This is a genomic window from Winogradskyella litorisediminis (assembly GCF_042675765.1).
Classification (GTDB): domain Bacteria; phylum Bacteroidota; class Bacteroidia; order Flavobacteriales; family Flavobacteriaceae; genus Winogradskyella; species Winogradskyella litorisediminis.
In genome coordinates, this window is sequence record NZ_JBHTJL010000009.1 from 262,776 (window position 1) to 282,821 (window position 20,046).

Consider the following 20,046-nt stretch of genomic DNA (forward strand, 5'->3'; position numbering starts at 1 on the left):
AAATAAATAATTTTAAAGATGGCTACTTATAGCCATCTTTTTTATTTACAAAAACTAATACATGGAAAAACAAGATTGGATTAACAAAGGTTACGAATTAATCATAGCGTTAACTCCCAAAATTATTGCAGCTTTACTTATCTGGGTTGTCGGTGGTATTGTTATAAAGTTTATGGTCAGGGGCGTTAAGCGCGTCTTAGCAAAAAGCAAACACGATGTAAGTTTGCAAAAGTTTTTGGTAAATCTCACCCGTTGGGGATTATTTGTAATTCTAATAATTTCAGTATTAAGTACTGTTGGCATAGCTACAACGTCCTTTGCGGCAATTTTGGCTTCTATTGGTTTGGCTATAGGATTAGCACTTCAAGGATCATTATCTAATTTTGCGGGTGGTGTATTAATTATGTTGTTTAAACCATTTAAAATTGGAGACTTAATAGAAGCACAAGGCGAAATTGGAAGTGTAAAAGAAATTGAAATTTTTACAACTAAACTTATTGGACTTTCTAATAAAGAAATTATAATTCCAAACGGAAAACTATCTAACGATACTATTGTTAACTACACAACTGAAGGCACTAGGCGTGTAGATTTAGTTATCGGAGTTAGTTACGACTCAGACATCAAACAAACTAAAGAGGTTGTAATGAATGTTTTAACATCACATCCACTAATACTTAAAGAACCTGCACCTACTGTTGATGTTTTGGCCTTGGCAGATAGTTCAGTAAATTTTGCAGTTAGACCTTGGTCTAATGCCGCAGATTATTGGCGAGTATATTTTGATGTGACTGAAAACGTTAAATTAGCCCTAGATGAAGCAGGTATTGAGATACCATACCCACATCAAGTTGAAATACAAAAGCAAGGTTAAATTTTCTTTGATTTTATAGCCACAAAATCTTTAAGATAATAGGGTTCAAAATAAGCGACATCTTCAAAGTCGCTTTTTTTGTACTTATTATTGGCTAGTTTTCCCATTGTTGAAGCTGAAGGCAATTTACCTTCAATAAAAACAGCATTAGTGTTGGTAATAAGTGCTTTTGTTTTTTCAGTTCCATTCCCTATAAAATACACCTTATCATTTTTTAATTCTGAAATAAAACTTGCGTCGTTTAACACCTGAGCTTCAACGCCTCTTATAAGATTATAATTTGCATCAAATATTGCAGAATACACTTCCATACGTCTGGCATCTAGCATAGGAACTATGAGACCAGTTTCAATCTTAACTTGATGCGCTAAAGCCTCGAGCGTAGAAATAGAAATTAAGGGTTTATTTAATGAAAAAGCCAAACCTTTTGCTGTTGACACACCAATACGTAAACCTGTATAAGAACCTGGTCCTTTACTAATAGAAACGGCATCAATATCATTTTTTGAAAACCCTGAAGAGCTTATAACGTCCTTTATGAAAAGATGCAATTTTTCGGCATGAGAGTAACCAGCATTATTATCTTCTCTTAAAACCAAAATCTCCTCATCTTTAGATAAGGAGACTGAACAATTGGTTGTGCTGGTTTCTATATTTAAGATTAAAGCCATTTAATCTTCTTCTGAGTCTTCTTTTGAGCTACTTGAAGATGTTTTATTTTTATCTTCAATTTTATCACCAGGATTCAATTTTTTTGAAACCATGTCGTATGGTCCAACAATAATTTTATCACCTTCTTGCAATCCTGAAACAATTTCGATATTAGAATCATCTTGGATGCCAGTTTTTACAACACGGAGTTTAGCAACTCCATTGTCATCAATGAAAACGCATTCAAACTTTTCTTCATCTTGAGTAGTAATTATATCGTTTGAGACTGGCTTAGAGCTATAGGATTTCTTTGTCGAACTTGTATCTGTCTTAATAACAATAGCACTAATTGGAACTGCCACTGCTTTTTCGCGCTTATTTGTAATAATATCAACTGTCGCTGTCATTCCTGGTCTAAATGGCGAATATGATTCTGGTTTTCCTTCTGTTAATTCGGCATAAGACTCTTCAATAATTCTAACTTTTACTTTAAAATTAGTGACTTGATCTGCTGCTAATGCTCCTGCGGCAGAATTCGCAATTTCTGTAACAATACCTTTAAATTCTTTCTTTAAATAGGCATCTACTTCAACAATAGTTGTATCGCCAATATTTACTTTTACAATATCATTTTCATTGACATCTACCTCAACTTCCATATTGTTAAGGTTGGCTACTCTTAAAATTTCTGTACCTGCCATTTGCTGCGTACCAACTACACGTTCTCCAAGTTCTACATTTAAGAGAGAAATTGTTCCGCTCATTGGTGCGTAAATAGTTGTTCTTCCTAAATTATCTCGCGCCTCATTTACAGTAGCTCCTGCACTTTGCACACCATAATAAGCCGAGCTTTTTCCTGCTTGAGCAGTTTCGTAAGTTGCAATTGCTCTATCCCAATCTGCTCTAGAAATAACTCCTTTTTCAAAAAGGCTCTTACTTCTTTCATAATCTGCCTTGGCTTGTTTTAAGTTTGCTTCTGCTTGCTCTAAATTTGCTCTTACATTTTGATAAGATGCTTGCGCACGGTTTAATGCAGACATGACTAAATCTGGATTTACTTTTACCAACAAATCACCTTTTTTAACTTGTTGCCCTTCTTTAAATGGAAGCTCAAGAATTTCACCAGAAACTTCTGAAGAAATTTTTACCTCAACTTCTGGTTGAATTTTTCCTGTAGCAGAAACAGTTTCAACAATCTCATTTAGCGCGACTTCTTTAGTAATAACTTGCTTAAGGTTTCCTTTTTTTCCGAATAATCCTGAAGCTTTTCCTCCTACTAATGCTAGGAGTAGCACAGCTACAACGATTAACGTAATTTTTAGTCCTTTACTCATTTTTAAAATTTTAATTCTGTGGCTGGTACTCCAAAAAACAATTCTAATACTTTTAATCTAAATATATAATCGTATTTGGCTCTATTTACATTTATTTTTGCATTATCATAACGCAGCTTAGCTTGGCTAAAATCAAATGCGTTTGTTAATCCTTCATCATATCTTGCAGTAGCGTATTGATAAGCCAGTTCTTGACTTTCTAATGCAGATTGCGCGGCTTCATATGCTTTTAAAGTTCCCTTAGCATCAATATATGCTTGGTAAACATTAGATTCTAAATCTAGTTCGGCTTGCTCAAGTTGAAACTTGCTTCGTTCTAAATTTATTTCGTTACGTTTAACATTTGCTCTGATATTCCATCCGTTAAATATTGGTACATTTAGGCTAAGTCCATATCTAATACCATCATTAATATATAATTGGTCAATAAAATCTCTTGGGTCACGATTTGTAAAACGCGTGTCATAACTTAAAAACGCATTTAGCGATGGTAACAATCCACCTTTAGCAATTTGAACATCTTTTTGCGCTAGTGCCACATTTTGCTCTGCTATTCTAATTTCTGAACGATTTGCTTTTGCGTTAGCAATAATTTCTGAAACAGGTTTATCTGAAACAGAATCTACAATGCCATAACCTTCATCTTCGATATCAAAAGTTTCGTAATCTTTGATAAGTAAAATTTGAGCAAGATTAATTAAAGATAATTTTATTTGATTTTCAGCATTAACTATTGACTGTTGCTCACTTGCATCAGTAGCTTTTATTTCTAGTAAATCGCCTTCTGGAAGTGTTCCTACCTCAACTAATTCTTCAGTTTGAGCGATTTGTTTTTTTGTAACTTCATTTTGAGATTTAAGAACCTCTAGATTCGCTTTATTTAAAAGCACGTTTAAATAACTATTGGCTACAGTAAGCGAAATATCATCTTTCATCTGAGACAACCTGTACTGACTTGCTAAATTTGAAATTTCAGCGCGCTGTTTCTGTCTTATATTTCTTAATCCATCAAAAACGGTGTAGCCCGCATTTAATCCACCACTTGCAGATAAGAATTTTACTGTTTCTGGTTGGTTTGTAGCTGGGTTAAATCCTAAACCTATACTTTCACTGACGCTTGCAGATGCACTAAATGATGGCAAAAAATTCCCTAAAGCTGTTAGAGCCTCGATATCTGTGGCTTTTAAATCGAGCTCGCTTTGCTTAATAGAAATATTATTCTCTAATGCATATTGGACACATTCTTTTAGTGTCCATTTTTTTTGAGCATTTGCAGAAATACCAAAAAGTAAAACCGCTATAATGATGATTGATTTTTTCATAATTAATACTATATGTCTATAAATTATATAATGTGTTACAGAAAAAAAGAAATTAATTTCTGCCCGCATATTTTGGTGGTCCTTGAAGTTGGTTCCACACTTTAATTTTATCGTCTTTTGTAACACCATTTTTTACTTCAACAAAAATACCGTTACTGATACCTAGTTCTACATCTACACGCTTAAATTCTTGGTCACCAGTTTCTACCTCAACAAAAGGTTTCTTTGTTTTTGGGTCGTATTGTACCAAAGCTTCTTTTATGGCTAATACGTTTTCTGCTTTTTCTAAAATAATTGACGCATTTGCACTTAAACCAGCGCGGATGAATGTTTGGGTAGAATCTAATTTTTTCAAAGATCCTTCAATTTCAAACTGAATGGCACCATTTTCGGCAATACCCTTTGGTGCTATATAATCTAATACAGCATCAAATTTTTGATTTTCAATTGCACCGACCGTGATTTCTAATGGTAAACCTTCTTTAATTTTTCCAACTTCACTTTCATCTACTTTACCTTCAAAAATCATTTTAGAAATATCCGCCAATGATGCAATTGATGTACCTTCGTTAAAATTGTTAGCTTCAATAACTTGGTTTCCTGCTTTAACAGGCACATCTAATACCATACCCGAAACTGTTGCTCTCACTTGTGTTTGTGCACTGTTACCGACGCCAGACGTTGTACCTGTTTTGATAATATCATAGTTTTGACGCGATTGTCTTAAATCTATCCTGGCCTGCTCTACACGCTGCTTGGCTTGTAGGTATGTATTATTTGCTTGGTCAAAATCGTTAGCAGAGATTACGCCTTTGTCAAACAATTGCTTTTGCCTATCATAAAGCGCTTTTTGAGTTTTAAAATTGATTTCTGCTGTTTCTAAAGCTGTACGATTAGAAGCTATATTGTTTTTTGAACTTGTTAGAGAAGACACATTAGGAATTACACGAATTTTGGCAATTAGGTCGCCTTCTTTTACAAATTCTCCAGCTTCAACATAAACTTCTTCTACAACTCCCGAAATGTTTGGTTTAATAAGTACTTCTTCTTCTGGTACTATACTTCCTGTTGCTACTGTGTTAACTACAATGGTTTGCGTAGTGGGAGATTGTGTTGTAAATGTAACTGGGTTTTCTTGATTTTTACCCCATAAATAATATAGTGCTACCGCAAATAAAAGTACGATGGCAAGTAACACGATTACGGTTGTAGTTCTTTTCATGTGTTCGTTTTTATTGTCTTTAAATGGTTGCATGAAATCTTAGACGATTTCATGAGTTTGTTTTAGTTTATTCTATTCTTAATGCGTCAACAGGTTTCATTTTTGTGGCTCTATTTGCAGGAATTAATCCTGCTAACAAACCAGCAATTACAAGTATGGTTAAAGCAACTACTACTACTTGCATGTTTACACTTGGATTGGCAAAATTCTCGATTGGTCCGTTTGCATCCAAAATTGAATTCATTCCCCAAATACAAAATGCTGCAAAGGCAACACCAAGCATACCCGACAAAATAGTAAGTATTAAACTTTCTTGTAAAATTTGGCTTTTTATAGTCCATGGTGTAGCTCCTAAAGCACGGCGAACACCAATTTCTTTGGTTCGCTCTTTAACCACAATGAGCATGATATTATTAATACCGATAATACCAGATAATAAAATTAATGCGCCGACAAAATAACCGACAATTGCCAAAATATTGAACAAGCCATTCACACGACCAAATTGTTCTGCTAAATCTCGATGACCAATAGCGCGCTCGTCATTTGGGTGTACGTTTTTTCTTGATTTTATAATATCAAAAACACGTTCTTTTACATTTGTAATACTATATTGGTCTTGAGCTGTTATAGCCATCCAACCAACTCGGTCGCCATAGTTAAAAGCTTGATTAAATGTAGTGAAAGGAATAAATATAGTATTGGCTTCTTCTTCAGAATCACCTTGAGAATTGGTAATTTTAAAAGTTCCGACGACCTTAAAGTTTACACCGTTAATTTTAATGTAACTTTCCATTGGGTCTTCACCTCTATCATATAAACCTTTTACAACGTCTGGACCAATAACACAAACTTTTCGCTTAATATTAATATCTGAATAGCTTAGAAAACGACCTTCTAAAATATCCATTGGTTTTTGTTTTATAAATTCCGGATAATCGCCATATATCTGAAATGCTCCAGTTTTTGTTCCTCGCGTTACATTATTTGCTCCATTATAACCGCCAAGTGAGTTTCGTGGCGAAATGTATTTTAGCTCAGGAATATCAGCTCTGATTGCTTCAACATCTGATAATTTATATTCTAATCGTTTTCCTTTTGGGACACCTTTGTAAGATATAGACGTACGTTGTCCCCACATAAACATGGAGTTGGTAGCAAAGTTTCCAAAGTCAGCAGTAACTCCGTTTCGTAAACCATTTGTTAATGCCAATAAAAGCACCAAAACAGTAATACCCCAAAACACGCCAAAAGCCGTTAATGCTGTTCGCATTCGGTTAGCATTTAACGCTTCTAAAATTTCGTCCCAACGGTCTTTACTAAACATATTATTCGTCTCTAAGTGCTACTATTGGTTTAATTTTTGCTGCTCGATATGCTGGCAAAAAACCAGCAAATGCGCCCGCAATTACTAATATAAAAACAGTTGTTATGGCGGTTGTAAAATCGACTTGTGGAAACTTTATAAACGGACTATCTATTTGTGGACCAACAATTTCTAATAAAGCTAATCCAAGTATAAGCCCAAATAAACCAGAAAACATGGTAACGAAAATAGCTTCTTGCAGAATCATACCGATTATTGATGCTGGTTCTGCACCAAGTGCTTTCCGAATACCTATTTCCTTTGTGCGCTCTTTTACAATAATAATCATGATGTTACCAACACCTACTACACCTGCTATGATGGTAAAAATGCCAATCACCCAAAACACTAGTTTAATCATGTCAATGAGCGAGTATATTTTTTGTGCTTCTTCTAATGTATTGTTTACGCTGATTGCCGCATCATCTTCTGGGGAAATGATGTGTTTTTCTTTTAGATCACGCTCAATCGATTCTGTTATATTTTGAGATAAAGCCACAGCTTCGTCAAAATTTTCGGACATTTTTACTGTAAAGGACATGTTCCTAATGTTATCACTACCGTTAAACGCGTTTCTAGAAGAAGTAAGAGGTAAAAACACTTGACTTTCCTCACGCTCACCACCTGGATCGCGATACACACCAACCACTTTAAATGAAATCCCAAAAATTGAAATATACTCATCTAATGGGTCATTACCTTTAAACAAATCTGTACTTACTTTGTTACCAATAACTGCTACCTTTCTACCAGCGTCAATGTCTGATTGATTGACGAAACGGCCTTTTGAAATGTCTGCATTTTCAATAAATTGATTGTCTGGCATTACGCCCTGTACACGGTAATTTCCAGTTTCGTTTTTATAAGCAACTTGCCCGCCCCAAATACTGTAATTGGCGCTTCTGTATTCTAAATATTCGTCGTATGTATTATTTATCATTGCAAAGTCTTCATCCTTCATTTGGATGCGCCTTCCAGGATTAAGACCTTTATAACCTTTTGTAGTTCGGCGTGTTCTAATAGAAATTTCGTTGGTTGCATCTTGCTGAAATTCTGAAGTTACGCCATTTTCAATACCAGAACTAAAACCTAGTAAAATCACTAAAATAAAAATACCCGAAGCCACAGATAAACCCGTTAAAAAAGTACGGAGTTTATTTTTTCGAAGCGTTTCAAATATTTCTTGCCAGCGTTCTACGTTAAACATATTGTTGTGCTCTTACTTGTTTAACTGGACTATCATCTATGATGATGCCGTCTTTTAAATTTACAATGCGCTTTGTCATGTGCGCAATATCTTCTTCGTGAGTAACCACTAAAATAGTTTTTCCTTCATCATTAATTCCTTGGATTAAATCCATAACCTCATAAGAAGTTTTGGTATCTAAAGCTCCTGTAGGTTCATCTGCTAATAATACTTTTGGCTCACTTGCTAATGCTCTCGCTATTGCAACACGCTGTTTTTGTCCACCAGATAATTCGCTAGGTAAGTGGTGAGACCATTGAGCCAAACCTACTTTTTCTAAATAATGGTGTGCTTTTTCAACACGTTCTTTTCGAGGCACACCTTTATAAAACATTGGCAGTGCCACATTGTCTACAGCAGATTTATAGTTAATAAGATTGAAAGACTGAAAAATAAAGCCTAAAAATTCGTTACGATATCTGGCTGCAATCTTTTCGTTAAGATTTTTTATAGGAACACCATCTAGCACATAACTCCCAGTATCAGCTTCATCTAACATTCCTAAAATATTTAATAACGTTGATTTTCCTGAGCCAGATGAACCCATAATAGATACCAACTCACCTTCTTTTACATCGAAATTTATGCCTTTTAATACATGGAGAGAATTGTTACCCATGTGGTAAGATTTATGTAAATCTTTGATTTGAATCATAGTATAGCTGGTTAATCCCTGCAATATTACACAAAACAGGAACTGCATAGTGCTAAGTATTTGTTAAGAATTTACTTTTAATTGGTATTTATAAGAGATTCAAATACCATAGAATGATGAAGAAAAAGAGCTTAGGTTGAAGCTTTTGTCTTAAAAAATTTGATATACACAATGTAGCCAATACCAAATACTAAAATATAGGGAATTGCCATTAAATAAACGATACCATCATTAATGCCTTCAGCAGCACCTTGTCCTTCTTCACTCTCCAAAACTGCTCTGCACATGGCGCATTGCGCGTTACTCTTTAAAAAAAAGATTAAAGAGAATAGAAGAAAAATTAGTTTTCGTTTCATTTTAAAATATTAAAAATTTGCATTAAGCATAGTACGGCGAAATCATTAAATACACAATGACTCCAGTAACAGCAACATACAACCACAACGGAAATGTAATTTTTGCAATTTTTTTATGACGCTCGAAATTATTTGATATTGCTCTTACATAAGTTATCAATACAAAAGGAATTATTATAATTGATAGTAAAATATGTGTTACCAAAATAAAATAATAAACGTAGCGTATTATGCCTTCGCCACCATATTTTGTACTATCGCTAGTCATATGATACGCCACATACATTACTAAAAAAGCGACAGACAATGTGATGGCAAACTTCATTAAATTTTCGTGAAGTTTTCGGTTTCCTTTTTTTATCGATACTACAGCAAATACTAAAACAAGGGCCGTTAACGCATTTACAGATGCGTAAATTGGTGGTAAAAAGGTTAATGGCTCAACATCAAAACCTAATTCCCTGAGATTAATACCAAACAGTGCTGCAACTGCAACAGGGATAATTATGGATAGAACAACAATCCATTTGTTATATTTCTTTTCCTTTTGAATGTTATCTATACTCATTATTACTCGTTTAAAAGTTTAGCAATATCTTCTTTTAAAATAGTTATTTCTTGTGGTATCCCTTCATCATCAACACCTTCTTCTTCAGACACTATCCCGTTATAATAAATCAAAGGATTGTCTTTTGATGTCAATCGTGAACGGATATAACCTTCTTTATCTATTAATGCAAAATTACCTGAATGCTCAAAACCAGCTGCATCTTCACCTTTTGATGTATAAAGATAAAAACCTTCGTTGGCTAGTTTATAAATTTCGTCTTCATCACCTGTCATTAAATGCCAATTAGGATTTGATACTCCATATTTTTGGGCATAAGCTTTTAAAACTTTTGGCGTATCAACCTCTGGCATTATGGTAAATGAAGCTACACCAAATTCATCGTTGTAATCTTTAAATTCGTTCTGAATTTGCACCAAATTTGCACTCATCCTAGGACAAATAGTTGGGCATGTGGTAAAGAAAAATTCGACTAAATACACCTTGCCCAAATAATCTTCATTAGTAATAGTTTCTCCATTTTGATTTGTAAAACTAAAAGCAGGTACTTTTCGTTTACCACCATCGGCTGTTGGAATGTATACCAAATCTGATTTTGCTTGTTGATTATTATTAAAGTCTTGTGTGGTGATGTCCTTACTTCTATTATCTTCTCTAGTAACATCTTTATTTGATAATCTGTCAACAATTTTCGGAATAAAAATAATTCCAAAAACCAAAATGATAAATGCAATACCGATGTAAGAATAATTGGTCTTTTTTGCCATAATTAATTTTTTATATCGTCTGCTCTTCGAGTTGTAGAGCCTTCAAATTTTCCTGTTCTTTTGTCTCTATATTCTTTAAACAACACGCGCATGTCTTCTGTGGCGAGTTTGTTTTTTAGCTGATTGATATCAATGCAATCATACCCGTAAAGTGAATAAACAGGCTCTTTTGCTTCTTTTTCTTTTTTGGTTCTATCATCCAGTCGTCCACGCTGAAATTTATCTTTATCCACTATAAAAACAGATGTGGTTGCTAAGTTGGTATTTAATTCTACATTAGATTTTAAGCTATTAAATACCTTTTTAATATCCGAGTCATCGGCATAGACAAAATGCCAGAATCGTAAATCTTCGTAGGTTTTAATTTTTTTAAGTAATTGTTCGGCTTCGTCTTGCGCTTCTCTTGGTAATAATACAACTACTTGAAATTTCTTAAATCCTTTTGTACGCTCGTAAACGAGCTCCTTTAAGTTTAGAGCAGCTACGGAATTTTCCATTGGTTTTTTTCCAAAAAACGCTAAAACTGTTATATGGTTTTTAAATGTAATTGAATCTTTGTTTGCTGGTAATTCTCTTACATTTTTATTGACAATATCTAATGGATTGTAATTGTCCTTGGTAAGCATCATAACTATAAGAAAAGCAACTGGTAAAAAGAATAATATGCTTAATATAACGTTACGTTTGGTGCTACTTTTTTTCATAATACAAAAATAAAAAAGGTGGTTTTAAAAAACCACCTTTTGATATCATTTAACTCTAAATTATAAGATTAAAAATCTCTCTTGATTAGAGCGTCGTCTGTGTTGTAAACTTCAAATACGTAGCCACCTTCTTGTAGAAGGATAAATATTAGGTAACAGATTAAGAAAACACCTGTCCAAACTACCATACGGCGTAAACTTGATTTTTCGTCGCGCATGTGCATAAAATCCCATGTGATGTAGTAAGCTTTAACAATAGTTAATACAATGAAGATTAAATTTAAAGGCTTCATGTAAATAAAAGGCGACATTACTATATTATATAATGTTGCAAAAAAGCCACCTTCCATTGGGTCTAACCATGTGTGATTTAATACTTCTGGTTTGTAAATACCTAATACAACTTCTATTGCTGTAACAATAGTAAGGAATAATAAAACTCCCCAGATTTTTTGTGTGTTAGACTTAAATTTCCAAAGTCCTCTAAATATTTCTAATTTATGTGCGTGTGCCATTTCTAAGCGTATTATCTAAATTAAACGAGGTAAAAGAATGTAAATACAAATACCCAAACTAAATCTACAAAGTGCCAGTATAAACCAACTTTTTCGACCATTTCGTAACTTCCTCTTCTTTCGTATGTACCTAAAACAACATTAAAGAAAATGATGATGTTGATGACAACTCCAGAAAATACGTGAAAACCGTGAAAGCCAGTAATAAAGAAAAAGAAATCTGCGAAAAGTGACGTGCCATACTCATTAACAACAAGGTTTGCTCCTTTAACAACGAGCTGGCCATTTTCTTTTATTTGTTTTAAAGATTCTTCTCTTGAAAGAACTGTTTTTTCACCTTCTTCATTTATCATTTGGTTTCTGACTAATATATTAGGGTTAGCTGCTAAACCATTATAAATTTCATTAACAGTGTAATCTGGCAATGGTGCTTCATCCACAAACCAAAGTCCGTTTTTGCGCTCGTGCTCAACTCTAACATCAGCTACAGGAACAACAAATTCATCAATAGAAATTCTTTTAAATTTTTGCTCACCATCTTCAGTGACATACTCTCCAAATTGTAATATATTACCACCTTTTGTTTGTACTGCACCGTAATCACCTTGTATAAAAGTTGCCCATTCCCAAGCTTGAGAACCTACGAATATTGCACCACCAATAATGGTTAAAAACATATATATGGTAACCTTAGCTTTATTCATGTGATGACCAGCATCTACTGCTAATACCATAGTTACAGAAGACATAATTAAAATAAACGTCATGAATGCCACGTAAATCATTGGCAATTCTTGACCGTGTAAAAACGGAACGTGTGTAAATACCTCATCGGCAATTGGCCACTCGTTTATAAATTTAAATCTCGAAAATCCGTATGCTGCTAAAAATCCAGAGAATGTTAATGCATCAGAAACGATAAAAAACCACATCATCAATTTTCCGTAGCTCGCGCCTAAAGGCTTGTTTCCGCCGCCCCAAACTTTCTCATCTGAACCACTATTTGCAACTGTAGTATCCATAAAATTTATTTAATATTTAAGATTTGACAAAAATAATCAAATTATGTCTTTAAAAAAATATAAAAACAAAAAGAGAAACACCCATAAAATATCTATAAAATGCCAGAAATGTGCTGCCAATTCTAGCCCTAACATATTTTTAGAAGTGTATTTTTTATTTAGATTGTTTATAATTACAACTAAAAGACTTATTAAGCCTGCAATCACGTGCAAAATGTGCACTACTGCAATCACGTAAATAAAAGAAACAGTAATGTTACTGGTCGCTCCTGTAAAATTATAGCCTTGCGCTATAAATTGTCCAAAACCTTGAAATTGGTTAAATACAAAATAGATTCCCAACACAAACGTTATTACCAACCAAACCGTAGTTTGAGAAATGTTATTTTGCTTTAAGCTTCGCTTTGCCATTATCATAGTAAAACTACTCATAATAATTACAATCAATGAGATGAAAAATGCCTGTGGCAATTCAAAATCGACTAACCAATCTTCTCTTGTTCTACTTACAATAAATGCGCTGGTTAAACCAGCAAACGTCATGATTAAAGAGCCAATACCAAACCAAAGCATCATTTTTTTGGAGCGTGCTCTTTTCTCTTCAAAAGTACCTTCTGTTAAATCCATATTAGCTTAAAAATTTATCAGCAACATAAACAATCTGTAATAACGTAATGTAAGTTACACTATATAACATCAATTGTTTTGCCGCTTTATTTGTTCTTAATTTAAAAAGTCGTAGCGCATAATACACCATAACCAATCCGAGTAAAAAAATGACAATAGCTCCGATTATGGTTAATTTCAAATCGCCCGTAATTCCAAAAGCAGGAATCACTGAAGCAATTACGGTCCAAACCGAATATAATATTATTTGTACCGCTGTGGCTTTATCTGGCTTGCCTGTTGGCAACATAAAAAATCCACCTTTTTGATAATCTTGATGCAAAAACCAACCAATGGCCCAGAAATGTGGAAACTGCCATAAAAATTGTATAGCAAATAAGGTTCCTGCTTCAATACCAAAAGCGCCACGAGCAGCAACCCAACCCAACATAAAAGGTATAGCACCAGGAATGGCTCCAACAAAAACTGCAATCGGGGTTTTTGTTTTTAAAGGTGTGTACACACAAGCATATAAAAATATCGAAATAGCACCATACATTGCCGTTTTGGGATTAATAATATAAAGCGTAGCAACACCTGCCAATGTAAATAAAACTGCAATCACAAAAGCCGTATTAACAGACATACGACCTGCAGGGATTGGCCTGTTTTTGGTACGCTCCATTAAAGCATCCAAATCTTTTTCTATAATTTGATTGTAAGCGTTTGAAGCACCTACCATAAAATAACCACCAAAACAAAGCAATAAAAAAGTTGTAAAACTGAAGGTTTCTGCACCTAAAAAATAACCAGCAATTGCAGAAAACACCACAACAACGGATAAACCCATTTTGGTAATCTCCTTAAAATCGGTCCAAATAGAAGCGATAGAAACTGTTGATTTTATAGTGCTCAATACTAGATTATTTGCGACTGCAAAGATAACTTGAAAAAAGGTTTTGAACAACGTAAAACCACAGTTATTCTTTATTTGAAATCGTTTTACGTAAGAATGCCTAAATTTGAACGACATATACCGTTTAAAACATAAAACTATCATGAAAAATTTACTGAATTGCCTCTTGCTTTTATCAATATCGCTCGGATTTACACAATCAAGATTTGATAACGTTGAAATTAAATCTGAAAAGCTTTCAGACAACGTTTACGTCCTTTTTGGAGCTGGTGGAAATATTGGCATTTCAGTTGGTGATGATGGCGTTTTTGTAATTGATGACCAATTTGCGCCACTTTCTAACAAAATTTTAGCTGAAATAAAAAAACTTAGCGACAAACCACTTCAATTTTTAGTAAACACACATTGGCATGGTGACCATACTGGCGGAAACGAAAATATGGCAAAAGCAGGCGCAACAATTATTGCACACGACAATGTAAAAGTGCGTTTACAGAATCCACGACGCGACGGCAGCAACAATCCAAAAGAAGCCTTACCAGTTATCACGTTTAATGACAAACTAAATATCACTATTAATGGCGAACCGATTGCTGTTTTTCACGTTGCCAATGCACATACTGATGGTGATGCACTACTTTATTTTACAGAAAGTAATGTACTACACACGGGAGACACATACTTTAAAGGTCGTTATCCATACATCGATTTAAATTCTGGTGGAAGTGTTAACGGTTATATTGAAGCTGCAAAACGCGGGCTCATGGTTATTGACGAAAACACAAAAATTATTCCTGGTCACGGCACCGTTTCTAATAAAGAAGAATACCAATCGTTTTTAAAAATGCTAGAAACCATAAAAACCAATATTTCTAAAGCTATTGCTGAAGGTAAAACGGAAGATGAAGTAAAAGCAGATTCATCTTTAACAAAACAGTATGATGATTTAGGTTACGGTAGCGGATTTATTAATAGCGAACGTATTAGAACTACTTTTTATAAGAGTTTGAAGGGCGAATAAGTCTATTTATTTGAAATTTTAGTCATGTCGAGACGAGGTGGTATATCGCATCATCTTTCCAGAAACAGCATTTACCTCTAGGGTGATTTTTCCTATTTTCGAAATGACTCGTCAGTTCTATTTAGATTATTGATTTAAAAATCATTATACCAATTAAATAAATCCGTGCGGACGCCAAAATTAAACCAAGTGGTGTTTGTTCTGCTTGTAATTGCGGTTTGTACTGTTGGGTCAAAGTTGCGATAGTTAATGTTTGCAAACACTTTTAAATTACTCACTGGATTGATGATGTAACCAGCCATCAATTCGCCTTGAAAAACAGAGGTGTTGTTTCCTTGACCAATCTCTATTCCTGTGTCTGCTGGTCTGTCATTTTCGTTTCCAAAAATATCGCCGCCATAGTAAAAATTATCTGTACCATCTCTAAAATCGAAACCACGTTCGCCGATCGTTAGTTTTGCATCTGCAAACCAACGCTTGTAATTGTAACGCCCAATGAGTACCAATTCTCGGAAATTATTTCCCCATAAATGCGCCATTGATTGGTTGTTGTGCGCGTAATTGAGGACGATTGTATTGTGCGAATAGGTGTATGGCCGCACTTGATTGTATTCGGCTTGTAATAGTAAACCATCAACATTAAAAGCATTATAATATTTTGCGCCAAGCTGAAAGCCAAACTTATTTTTCCAACTTTTGTTCCCTTCTCTTACGTCCGATAATGAGAATTCATCAATAATAAATTGCCCATATAAATTCACTTTATTGTTCCATTTGTATTTTCCAGATAGACCAATTAAAGCATTACCTGCATCTTGTCCTGTGCTAAATTCAATGGCTCTTAAAAAGATTAATGGATTGAGATAATTGATGTCAAAACCACGGTTATTAGAATTTGTCCAAATCACAGATTCAAAAAAACCAAGATTTAGACGTTTTGATACATTCCAACTTAGATAATGATTTGCCATATATTTGGTTAAAAATGCGCCATCTTCAACAACTTCTGGTCTTACGTCTTTTAGCGCCATCCAAGTGCTTGTATATTTAATTTTCCAAAAATTAAGATTGGTTTTTAAAAACGGTGCTGGACTGGCTACATCACTTTGAAATAACGACCGGTAACCATCACCAATAAAATTTTTACCATGTCCAAACTGAATATTAAGAAAATCTGCTGGTGTGTATGACAAATAGGCTTCAGCCACAGGATAATCGTAAGCATCGTCCTTAAAACGTTTTCCAATACCACGACCTGGAATTATTGCTGGGTCTGGACCAAAAGCCTTTAAACTTTCAGCATACTCATTAAAGTATTGTGCAAAACGACCTTGGCTTTCGTAAAAAGATGTTGTAAAATTTAAACGTTTACCTAAACCTGCTTGTATAAAAACACCTCGAGTGTTATTAAAAGTTGAACCACCTTCAGCATCATTACCTACTTGCAAATCTAAAATTGGGTCAATGGTAAACCAGTAATTTTTACTTTGCACTTGTACCAAATGCTCGTTCCATAATTTTCGACCAACCCAAGTTTGCGCATCTTTAGCAAGTTCATCCTTTTCAGCTTTAAAATCATAATATTTTGCAACATCATTATAAATAAAAGGCTTTGCTGCTGTATGTGCATTTGTACCAATGGCATTCATATTGGCATCAAAACGTGCATAATAGGTATGCGTAAACGGAATATTAAGTTGGCTACTATATTCGCTTTTATCGTAAGGTTTTAAAGAGGCATCAATGCTATCTAATTCATTAGACAAAACGGCATTAAGATTTGAATCTTTTTCTTTTTTCTTGATTTGTTTTGAAACTGATAAATCTTCAGTAGGTTTTATTTCTGAAGGACTCAATAAAGGGATATTTATTTTAGTTGAGTATTGAATGTAGGTTGGTTTGCCATCGTACTTTGCAGGCGTAATTTTCGGTAATTTTGAAAATACACGCGCGGCTTCAAGCTTTAGTTCTTCAAAAGCAGCATCGACAAATATGATTTTAAATTTGCCTTCCTTATCCACTTCAAACAACAACTTAATATCTCCTTTATAGTTTTCGGTATTAACTATTTGAGGAATTTCAAAATTCTTATATATAAAACTGTGCAATTGATAACTAAAACAGTCTTGAATTTCATTAAATGACTTGCTTTCACATTCAGAAAAAACTGGAGGTTTTTGGTAATTAATTTCGGTTTGCGAAATAGACTGAAAAGTAATTAGTAGCAATACTGTTGCAATAAGATGTCGCATAGATTAAAAGCAAGATTTACTAGCGAAAGATACTGTTTTTTTACGGCCTTCAAAAAACAAAAAAACCGCTATTATGTAATAACGGTTTTTACTGTTGGTTTATTGATTGATAAAAATATTTATACAAAATTAATCTTGCACTTTAAAGGTAATTGGTAAATTATAAATGACATTTACAGGTTTGGTACCCATTTTACCGGGTTGCATTTTAGGAATTTTGTTTGCAATCCGTAAAGCTTCTTTGTCTAATTGTGGATGTGGTGACCGAGTTTTGATATCAGTTATGTTTCCTTCGGTATCAACTTTAAATTCTACATTGATACGTTGAATACCAGATAAACCATATTCACCAGCAATGTCTGTGTCAAACTTTCGCTGCACAAGCTTGCCTAATTTTTCGTTAAGGCATTTACTGCGTTCTGAATTCAACTCATACTTTTCACAACCTGGAAAAATTGGCGCAAATTGCACATTAGTAATATGAATAGTTTCTGGAATTTTTTCAATCTCTGGTATATCCTCAACTTTTTTTACTGGCTTATCTGTGTAAACAGTTTTAGGTTCCGTAATCAAAGTTTTTGGGTCTGGATCATTAGTAGTATCATCAACTTTATAGACATCTTTCAATTCTACAACAGGTGCTTTGGGTTTTATCTCTTCAATAACCTTTTTTTCTACTACTACATCATTAATTGCCACTTCAATTATATCTTTAGACGGTGGAACATAAGCTACTTCTAATTTTGTTTCAACAAATTGCATTTCAAAAAGAAAAAAAGTTCCTAGCAAACAAAGGATTAATCCAACTTGAAAATACAGTGTTGAGTTTTTTTGTAAATTAACCTCGTGCTTTTGAGATTTTCTTACTTCAATAGCGCTCTGACCAGCGTTATTGTTGTTGTGATTTTGTTTTTTCATAATATATGATAATTAAAATGTTAATATTATGATAAAGTCACAATAAGCATACCAAGAACTAAATTATAGGTTTATAATTTTCACTTTGTGTGAAAAAACTTAGATTGGTTCTTATAAAAAAATCCCGTTCAATTAATTGAACGGGATTTTAAATATTATAAAATGAGGAGTTTTTAGTCTTGTACCTGAAATAATATTGGCAACGAGTAAGGAACTGTTACAGCTTTACCTCTTTGTTTACCTGGTTTCATTTGCGGCAACAAACCAATAACACGCTTAGCTTCTTTTTCAAGTCCTGGATGTGGTGCTCTTGCACCTACATTTACAATTCTACCAGATTTATCAATTTTAAAGAATACACTGATACGTTGTCTACCTGATAAACCTAAATCACTTGCTAAGTCAGTATTAAACTTTTTATTTACAAATTTTGCAACCTTTTCTGACATACACTTTTTCTTAGCATTATTTCCTTTTTCGTTTTCACAACCTGGAAATACTGGTACATTTTCAATAACTGCAAAAGGAACTTCAATATCTTCTTCAACTTCCTCTACCTCTACTTCTTCAACCTCAACAATTTTAGTGTCTTGCTCAACTTCTGTAGATTCGATTACAGTTTCTTCAACTTCTTCTTCATCTTCCACAACCTCAATTTCTACCGGTGCAACTGGTGGCGGTGGCGGTGGTGGCGGTGGCGTTACTATTTGCTCAGTAATTGGAACTTCTTCCTCTAATTCATCGTCTAAGTTAAGACCATCTAAAGCAATATCACTTTTGTCATAACTCTTATAGTTAATAGCTAAATTGGTAACTAATAACATTAAAACAAGACCAACAGCAAAGAAAAGAGAGCTGTTACGACCTACGTCTGATTTTGGATTCTTCTTTTGTTCCATAATAATTATTGTTGTAAGACGCTAATTTAATTAAATAATCCTAAAAAAAACAAAGGATATTAATTTTTTAACGTTCGATTATTGAAATATATTAGCACAATTATTGTACCAATTATGACTCCTAAACAGTTAGACAGTAAATCTAAGATGTCGTAAGTACGTAAGGGATTGACTTTCTCTTGAATTAACTCCAACACAATACCCAAAATAAGTGTTGCTAAAAAACTATAAGATAACGCCTTTGTTTTTTTCTGTAAAACAGAAAATAAACCCCATAAAGCTGATAGGCCTGCGTATGCTCCAAAATGGAAAAACTTATCCTGGAATTTTATACCTGTTTCTGGCATTATACCACTCGCATTGGCTAAACTAAAATACAATAGTATACAGGTATAAATTAATGCCGTAAAAAAAAGAAGTTTCTTGTTTTTAAGCACCAATTAAGGCTTTGTAATCATCAGCAGACATTAAGTCATCGATTTGACTTGCGTCAGAGAACTTAACTTTTATCATCCAACCAGCGCCATAAGGATCACTATTTACAGTTTCTGGCTCGTCTTCTAATGCCTCATTGAATTCTACAATTTCGCCACTTAATGGTAAAAACAAGTCAGAAACTGTTTTTACGGCTTCAACTGTACCAAAAACCTCTTCGATATCTAATGTTTCGTCTACAGTCTCGATCTCAACGTAAACGATATCTCCAAGTTCTCCTTGAGCAAAATCAGTAATACCGACAGTTGCAGTATCTCCTTCAATCTTTACCCATTCATGGTCTTTTGTATATTTTAATTCTGCAGGAATATTCATAAGTGCATTAATTAGTTATTTG

General features: G+C 33.9%; 22 protein-coding genes. 2 read left to right on the forward strand and 20 right to left on the reverse strand.

Features of this window, described 5'->3' with window-relative positions:
- Positions 1 to 61: 61 nt before the first annotated feature.
- Entirely contained in the window at positions 62 to 874 is an 813-nt protein-coding gene (locus ACFQ1Q_RS03525; protein WP_386128036.1) for a mechanosensitive ion channel family protein, read from the forward strand.
- Here the strand turns inward: ACFQ1Q_RS03525 and tsaB are convergent.
- The 15 genes from tsaB to cyoE all read right to left on the reverse strand — a co-directional run bounded on the left by tsaB (position 871) and on the right by cyoE (position 14,124).
- Positions 871 to 1,545, reverse strand: a complete 675-nt coding sequence (gene tsaB, locus ACFQ1Q_RS03530) for a tRNA (adenosine(37)-N6)-threonylcarbamoyltransferase complex dimerization subunit type 1 TsaB (protein ID WP_386128038.1) — start codon at positions 1,543 to 1,545, stop codon at positions 871 to 873. The two genes, ACFQ1Q_RS03525 and tsaB, sit on opposite strands and share 4 nt — an antisense overlap.
- A complete protein-coding gene (locus ACFQ1Q_RS03535) occupies positions 1,546 to 2,859 on the reverse strand; it encodes an efflux RND transporter periplasmic adaptor subunit (protein WP_386128040.1) in 1,314 nt (437 codons plus the stop codon).
- 2 nt (positions 2,860 to 2,861) lie between these two features.
- Entirely contained in the window at positions 2,862 to 4,181 is a 1,320-nt protein-coding gene (locus tag ACFQ1Q_RS03540) for a TolC family protein (protein ID WP_386128042.1), read from the reverse strand.
- Between the two features lie 52 nt (positions 4,182 to 4,233).
- Complete coding sequence (locus ACFQ1Q_RS03545) at positions 4,234 to 5,403, reverse strand: efflux RND transporter periplasmic adaptor subunit (protein ID WP_386128044.1); 1,170 nt, start codon at positions 5,401 to 5,403, stop codon at positions 4,234 to 4,236.
- 67 nt (positions 5,404 to 5,470) lie between these two features.
- Positions 5,471 to 6,730, reverse strand: a complete 1,260-nt coding sequence (locus tag ACFQ1Q_RS03550) for an ABC transporter permease (protein ID WP_386128046.1) — start codon at positions 6,728 to 6,730, stop codon at positions 5,471 to 5,473.
- A gap of 1 nt (position 6,731) precedes the next feature.
- Positions 6,732 to 7,976, reverse strand: coding sequence for an ABC transporter permease (locus tag ACFQ1Q_RS03555; RefSeq protein ID WP_386128048.1), 1,245 nt, complete (start codon positions 7,974 to 7,976; stop codon positions 6,732 to 6,734).
- Positions 7,969 to 8,670, reverse strand: coding sequence for an ABC transporter ATP-binding protein (locus ACFQ1Q_RS03560; RefSeq protein ID WP_386128050.1), 702 nt, complete (start codon positions 8,668 to 8,670; stop codon positions 7,969 to 7,971). Before ACFQ1Q_RS03560 ends, ACFQ1Q_RS03555 begins: the two co-directional genes overlap by 8 nt.
- A gap of 131 nt (positions 8,671 to 8,801) precedes the next feature.
- Positions 8,802 to 9,026, reverse strand: coding sequence for a hypothetical protein (locus ACFQ1Q_RS03565; protein WP_386128052.1), 225 nt, complete (start codon positions 9,024 to 9,026; stop codon positions 8,802 to 8,804).
- 22 nt (positions 9,027 to 9,048) lie between these two features.
- Complete coding sequence (locus ACFQ1Q_RS03570; protein WP_386128054.1) at positions 9,049 to 9,594, reverse strand: DUF420 domain-containing protein; 546 nt, start codon at positions 9,592 to 9,594, stop codon at positions 9,049 to 9,051.
- A gap of 2 nt (positions 9,595 to 9,596) precedes the next feature.
- A complete protein-coding gene (locus ACFQ1Q_RS03575) occupies positions 9,597 to 10,361 on the reverse strand; it encodes an SCO family protein (protein ID WP_386128056.1) in 765 nt (254 codons plus the stop codon).
- Between the two features lie 2 nt (positions 10,362 to 10,363).
- Entirely contained in the window at positions 10,364 to 11,065 is a 702-nt protein-coding gene (locus tag ACFQ1Q_RS03580; protein ID WP_386128058.1) for a hypothetical protein, read from the reverse strand.
- 68 nt (positions 11,066 to 11,133) lie between these two features.
- Positions 11,134 to 11,580 carry a cytochrome C oxidase subunit IV family protein gene (locus ACFQ1Q_RS03585; RefSeq protein WP_386128060.1) on the reverse strand — a complete coding sequence of 149 codons (447 nt, stop codon included), beginning with the start codon at positions 11,578 to 11,580 and terminating at the stop codon, positions 11,134 to 11,136.
- A gap of 20 nt (positions 11,581 to 11,600) precedes the next feature.
- Positions 11,601 to 12,602, reverse strand: coding sequence for a cytochrome c oxidase subunit 3 (locus tag ACFQ1Q_RS03590; RefSeq protein WP_386128062.1), 1,002 nt, complete (start codon positions 12,600 to 12,602; stop codon positions 11,601 to 11,603).
- 36 nt (positions 12,603 to 12,638) lie between these two features.
- A complete protein-coding gene (locus ACFQ1Q_RS03595; protein ID WP_386128064.1) occupies positions 12,639 to 13,229 on the reverse strand; it encodes a cytochrome c oxidase subunit 3 in 591 nt (196 codons plus the stop codon).
- A gap of 1 nt (position 13,230) precedes the next feature.
- Positions 13,231 to 14,124 carry a heme o synthase gene (cyoE, locus tag ACFQ1Q_RS03600; protein WP_386128066.1) on the reverse strand — a complete coding sequence of 298 codons (894 nt, stop codon included), beginning with the start codon at positions 14,122 to 14,124 and terminating at the stop codon, positions 13,231 to 13,233.
- A gap of 142 nt (positions 14,125 to 14,266) precedes the next feature.
- On the opposite strand from cyoE, the gene ACFQ1Q_RS03605 reads away from it, so the two are divergent.
- Positions 14,267 to 15,145 (forward strand): MBL fold metallo-hydrolase, encoded by an 879-nt coding sequence (locus ACFQ1Q_RS03605; RefSeq protein ID WP_386128068.1) that lies wholly within the window; start codon positions 14,267 to 14,269, stop codon positions 15,143 to 15,145.
- Between the two features lie 134 nt (positions 15,146 to 15,279).
- Here the strand turns inward: ACFQ1Q_RS03605 and ACFQ1Q_RS03610 are convergent, their stop codons facing one another.
- The 5 genes from ACFQ1Q_RS03610 to gcvH form a co-directional block, all read right to left on the reverse strand.
- Positions 15,280 to 17,397 (reverse strand): gliding motility protein RemB, encoded by a 2,118-nt coding sequence (locus ACFQ1Q_RS03610; protein ID WP_386128070.1) that lies wholly within the window; start codon positions 17,395 to 17,397, stop codon positions 15,280 to 15,282.
- 129 nt (positions 17,398 to 17,526) lie between these two features.
- Positions 17,527 to 18,315, reverse strand: coding sequence for an energy transducer TonB (locus ACFQ1Q_RS03615; RefSeq protein WP_386128072.1), 789 nt, complete (start codon positions 18,313 to 18,315; stop codon positions 17,527 to 17,529).
- 173 nt (positions 18,316 to 18,488) lie between these two features.
- On the reverse strand, positions 18,489 to 19,214 hold the full coding sequence (locus tag ACFQ1Q_RS03620) for an energy transducer TonB (RefSeq protein WP_386128074.1): 726 nt from the start codon (positions 19,212 to 19,214) through the stop codon (positions 18,489 to 18,491).
- Positions 19,215 to 19,273: 59 nt separating this feature from the next.
- Positions 19,274 to 19,651 (reverse strand): VanZ family protein, encoded by a 378-nt coding sequence (locus ACFQ1Q_RS03625; RefSeq protein WP_386128076.1) that lies wholly within the window; start codon positions 19,649 to 19,651, stop codon positions 19,274 to 19,276.
- Positions 19,644 to 20,024 carry a glycine cleavage system protein GcvH gene (gene gcvH, locus ACFQ1Q_RS03630; protein ID WP_386128078.1) on the reverse strand — a complete coding sequence of 127 codons (381 nt, stop codon included), beginning with the start codon at positions 20,022 to 20,024 and terminating at the stop codon, positions 19,644 to 19,646. The genes ACFQ1Q_RS03625 and gcvH overlap by 8 nt, the downstream gene beginning before the upstream one ends.
- Positions 20,025 to 20,046: the final 22 nt, after the last annotated feature.

Bases quoted from the DNA above. Each gene is read 5' to 3' on its own strand.
- ACFQ1Q_RS03525 (WP_386128036.1), top strand. From the start codon at position 62: ATGGAAAAACAAGATTGGATTAACAAAGGTTACGAATTAATCATAGCG.
- tsaB (WP_386128038.1), bottom strand. From the start codon at position 1,545: ATGGCTTTAATCTTAAATATAGAAACCAGCACAACCAATTGTTCAGTC.
- ACFQ1Q_RS03535 (WP_386128040.1), bottom strand. From the start codon at position 2,859: ATGAGTAAAGGACTAAAAATTACGTTAATCGTTGTAGCTGTGCTACTC.
- ACFQ1Q_RS03540 (WP_386128042.1), bottom strand. From the start codon at position 4,181: ATGAAAAAATCAATCATCATTATAGCGGTTTTACTTTTTGGTATTTCT.
- ACFQ1Q_RS03545 (WP_386128044.1), bottom strand. From the start codon at position 5,403: ATGAAAAGAACTACAACCGTAATCGTGTTACTTGCCATCGTACTTTTA.
- ACFQ1Q_RS03550 (WP_386128046.1), bottom strand. From the start codon at position 6,730: ATGTTTAGTAAAGACCGTTGGGACGAAATTTTAGAAGCGTTAAATGCT.
- ACFQ1Q_RS03555 (WP_386128048.1), bottom strand. From the start codon at position 7,976: ATGTTTAACGTAGAACGCTGGCAAGAAATATTTGAAACGCTTCGAAAA.
- ACFQ1Q_RS03560 (WP_386128050.1), bottom strand. From the start codon at position 8,670: ATGATTCAAATCAAAGATTTACATAAATCTTACCACATGGGTAACAAT.
- ACFQ1Q_RS03565 (WP_386128052.1), bottom strand. From the start codon at position 9,026: ATGAAACGAAAACTAATTTTTCTTCTATTCTCTTTAATCTTTTTTTTA.
- ACFQ1Q_RS03570 (WP_386128054.1), bottom strand. From the start codon at position 9,594: ATGAGTATAGATAACATTCAAAAGGAAAAGAAATATAACAAATGGATT.
- ACFQ1Q_RS03575 (WP_386128056.1), bottom strand. From the start codon at position 10,361: ATGGCAAAAAAGACCAATTATTCTTACATCGGTATTGCATTTATCATT.
- ACFQ1Q_RS03580 (WP_386128058.1), bottom strand. From the start codon at position 11,065: ATGAAAAAAAGTAGCACCAAACGTAACGTTATATTAAGCATATTATTC.
- ACFQ1Q_RS03585 (WP_386128060.1), bottom strand. From the start codon at position 11,580: ATGGCACACGCACATAAATTAGAAATATTTAGAGGACTTTGGAAATTT.
- ACFQ1Q_RS03590 (WP_386128062.1), bottom strand. From the start codon at position 12,602: ATGGATACTACAGTTGCAAATAGTGGTTCAGATGAGAAAGTTTGGGGC.
- ACFQ1Q_RS03595 (WP_386128064.1), bottom strand. From the start codon at position 13,229: ATGGATTTAACAGAAGGTACTTTTGAAGAGAAAAGAGCACGCTCCAAA.
- ACFQ1Q_RS03605 (WP_386128068.1), top strand. From the start codon at position 14,267: ATGAAAAATTTACTGAATTGCCTCTTGCTTTTATCAATATCGCTCGGA.
- ACFQ1Q_RS03610 (WP_386128070.1), bottom strand. From the start codon at position 17,397: ATGCGACATCTTATTGCAACAGTATTGCTACTAATTACTTTTCAGTCT.
- ACFQ1Q_RS03615 (WP_386128072.1), bottom strand. From the start codon at position 18,315: ATGAAAAAACAAAATCACAACAACAATAACGCTGGTCAGAGCGCTATT.
- ACFQ1Q_RS03620 (WP_386128074.1), bottom strand. From the start codon at position 19,214: ATGGAACAAAAGAAGAATCCAAAATCAGACGTAGGTCGTAACAGCTCT.
- gcvH (WP_386128078.1), bottom strand. From the start codon at position 20,024: ATGAATATTCCTGCAGAATTAAAATATACAAAAGACCATGAATGGGTA.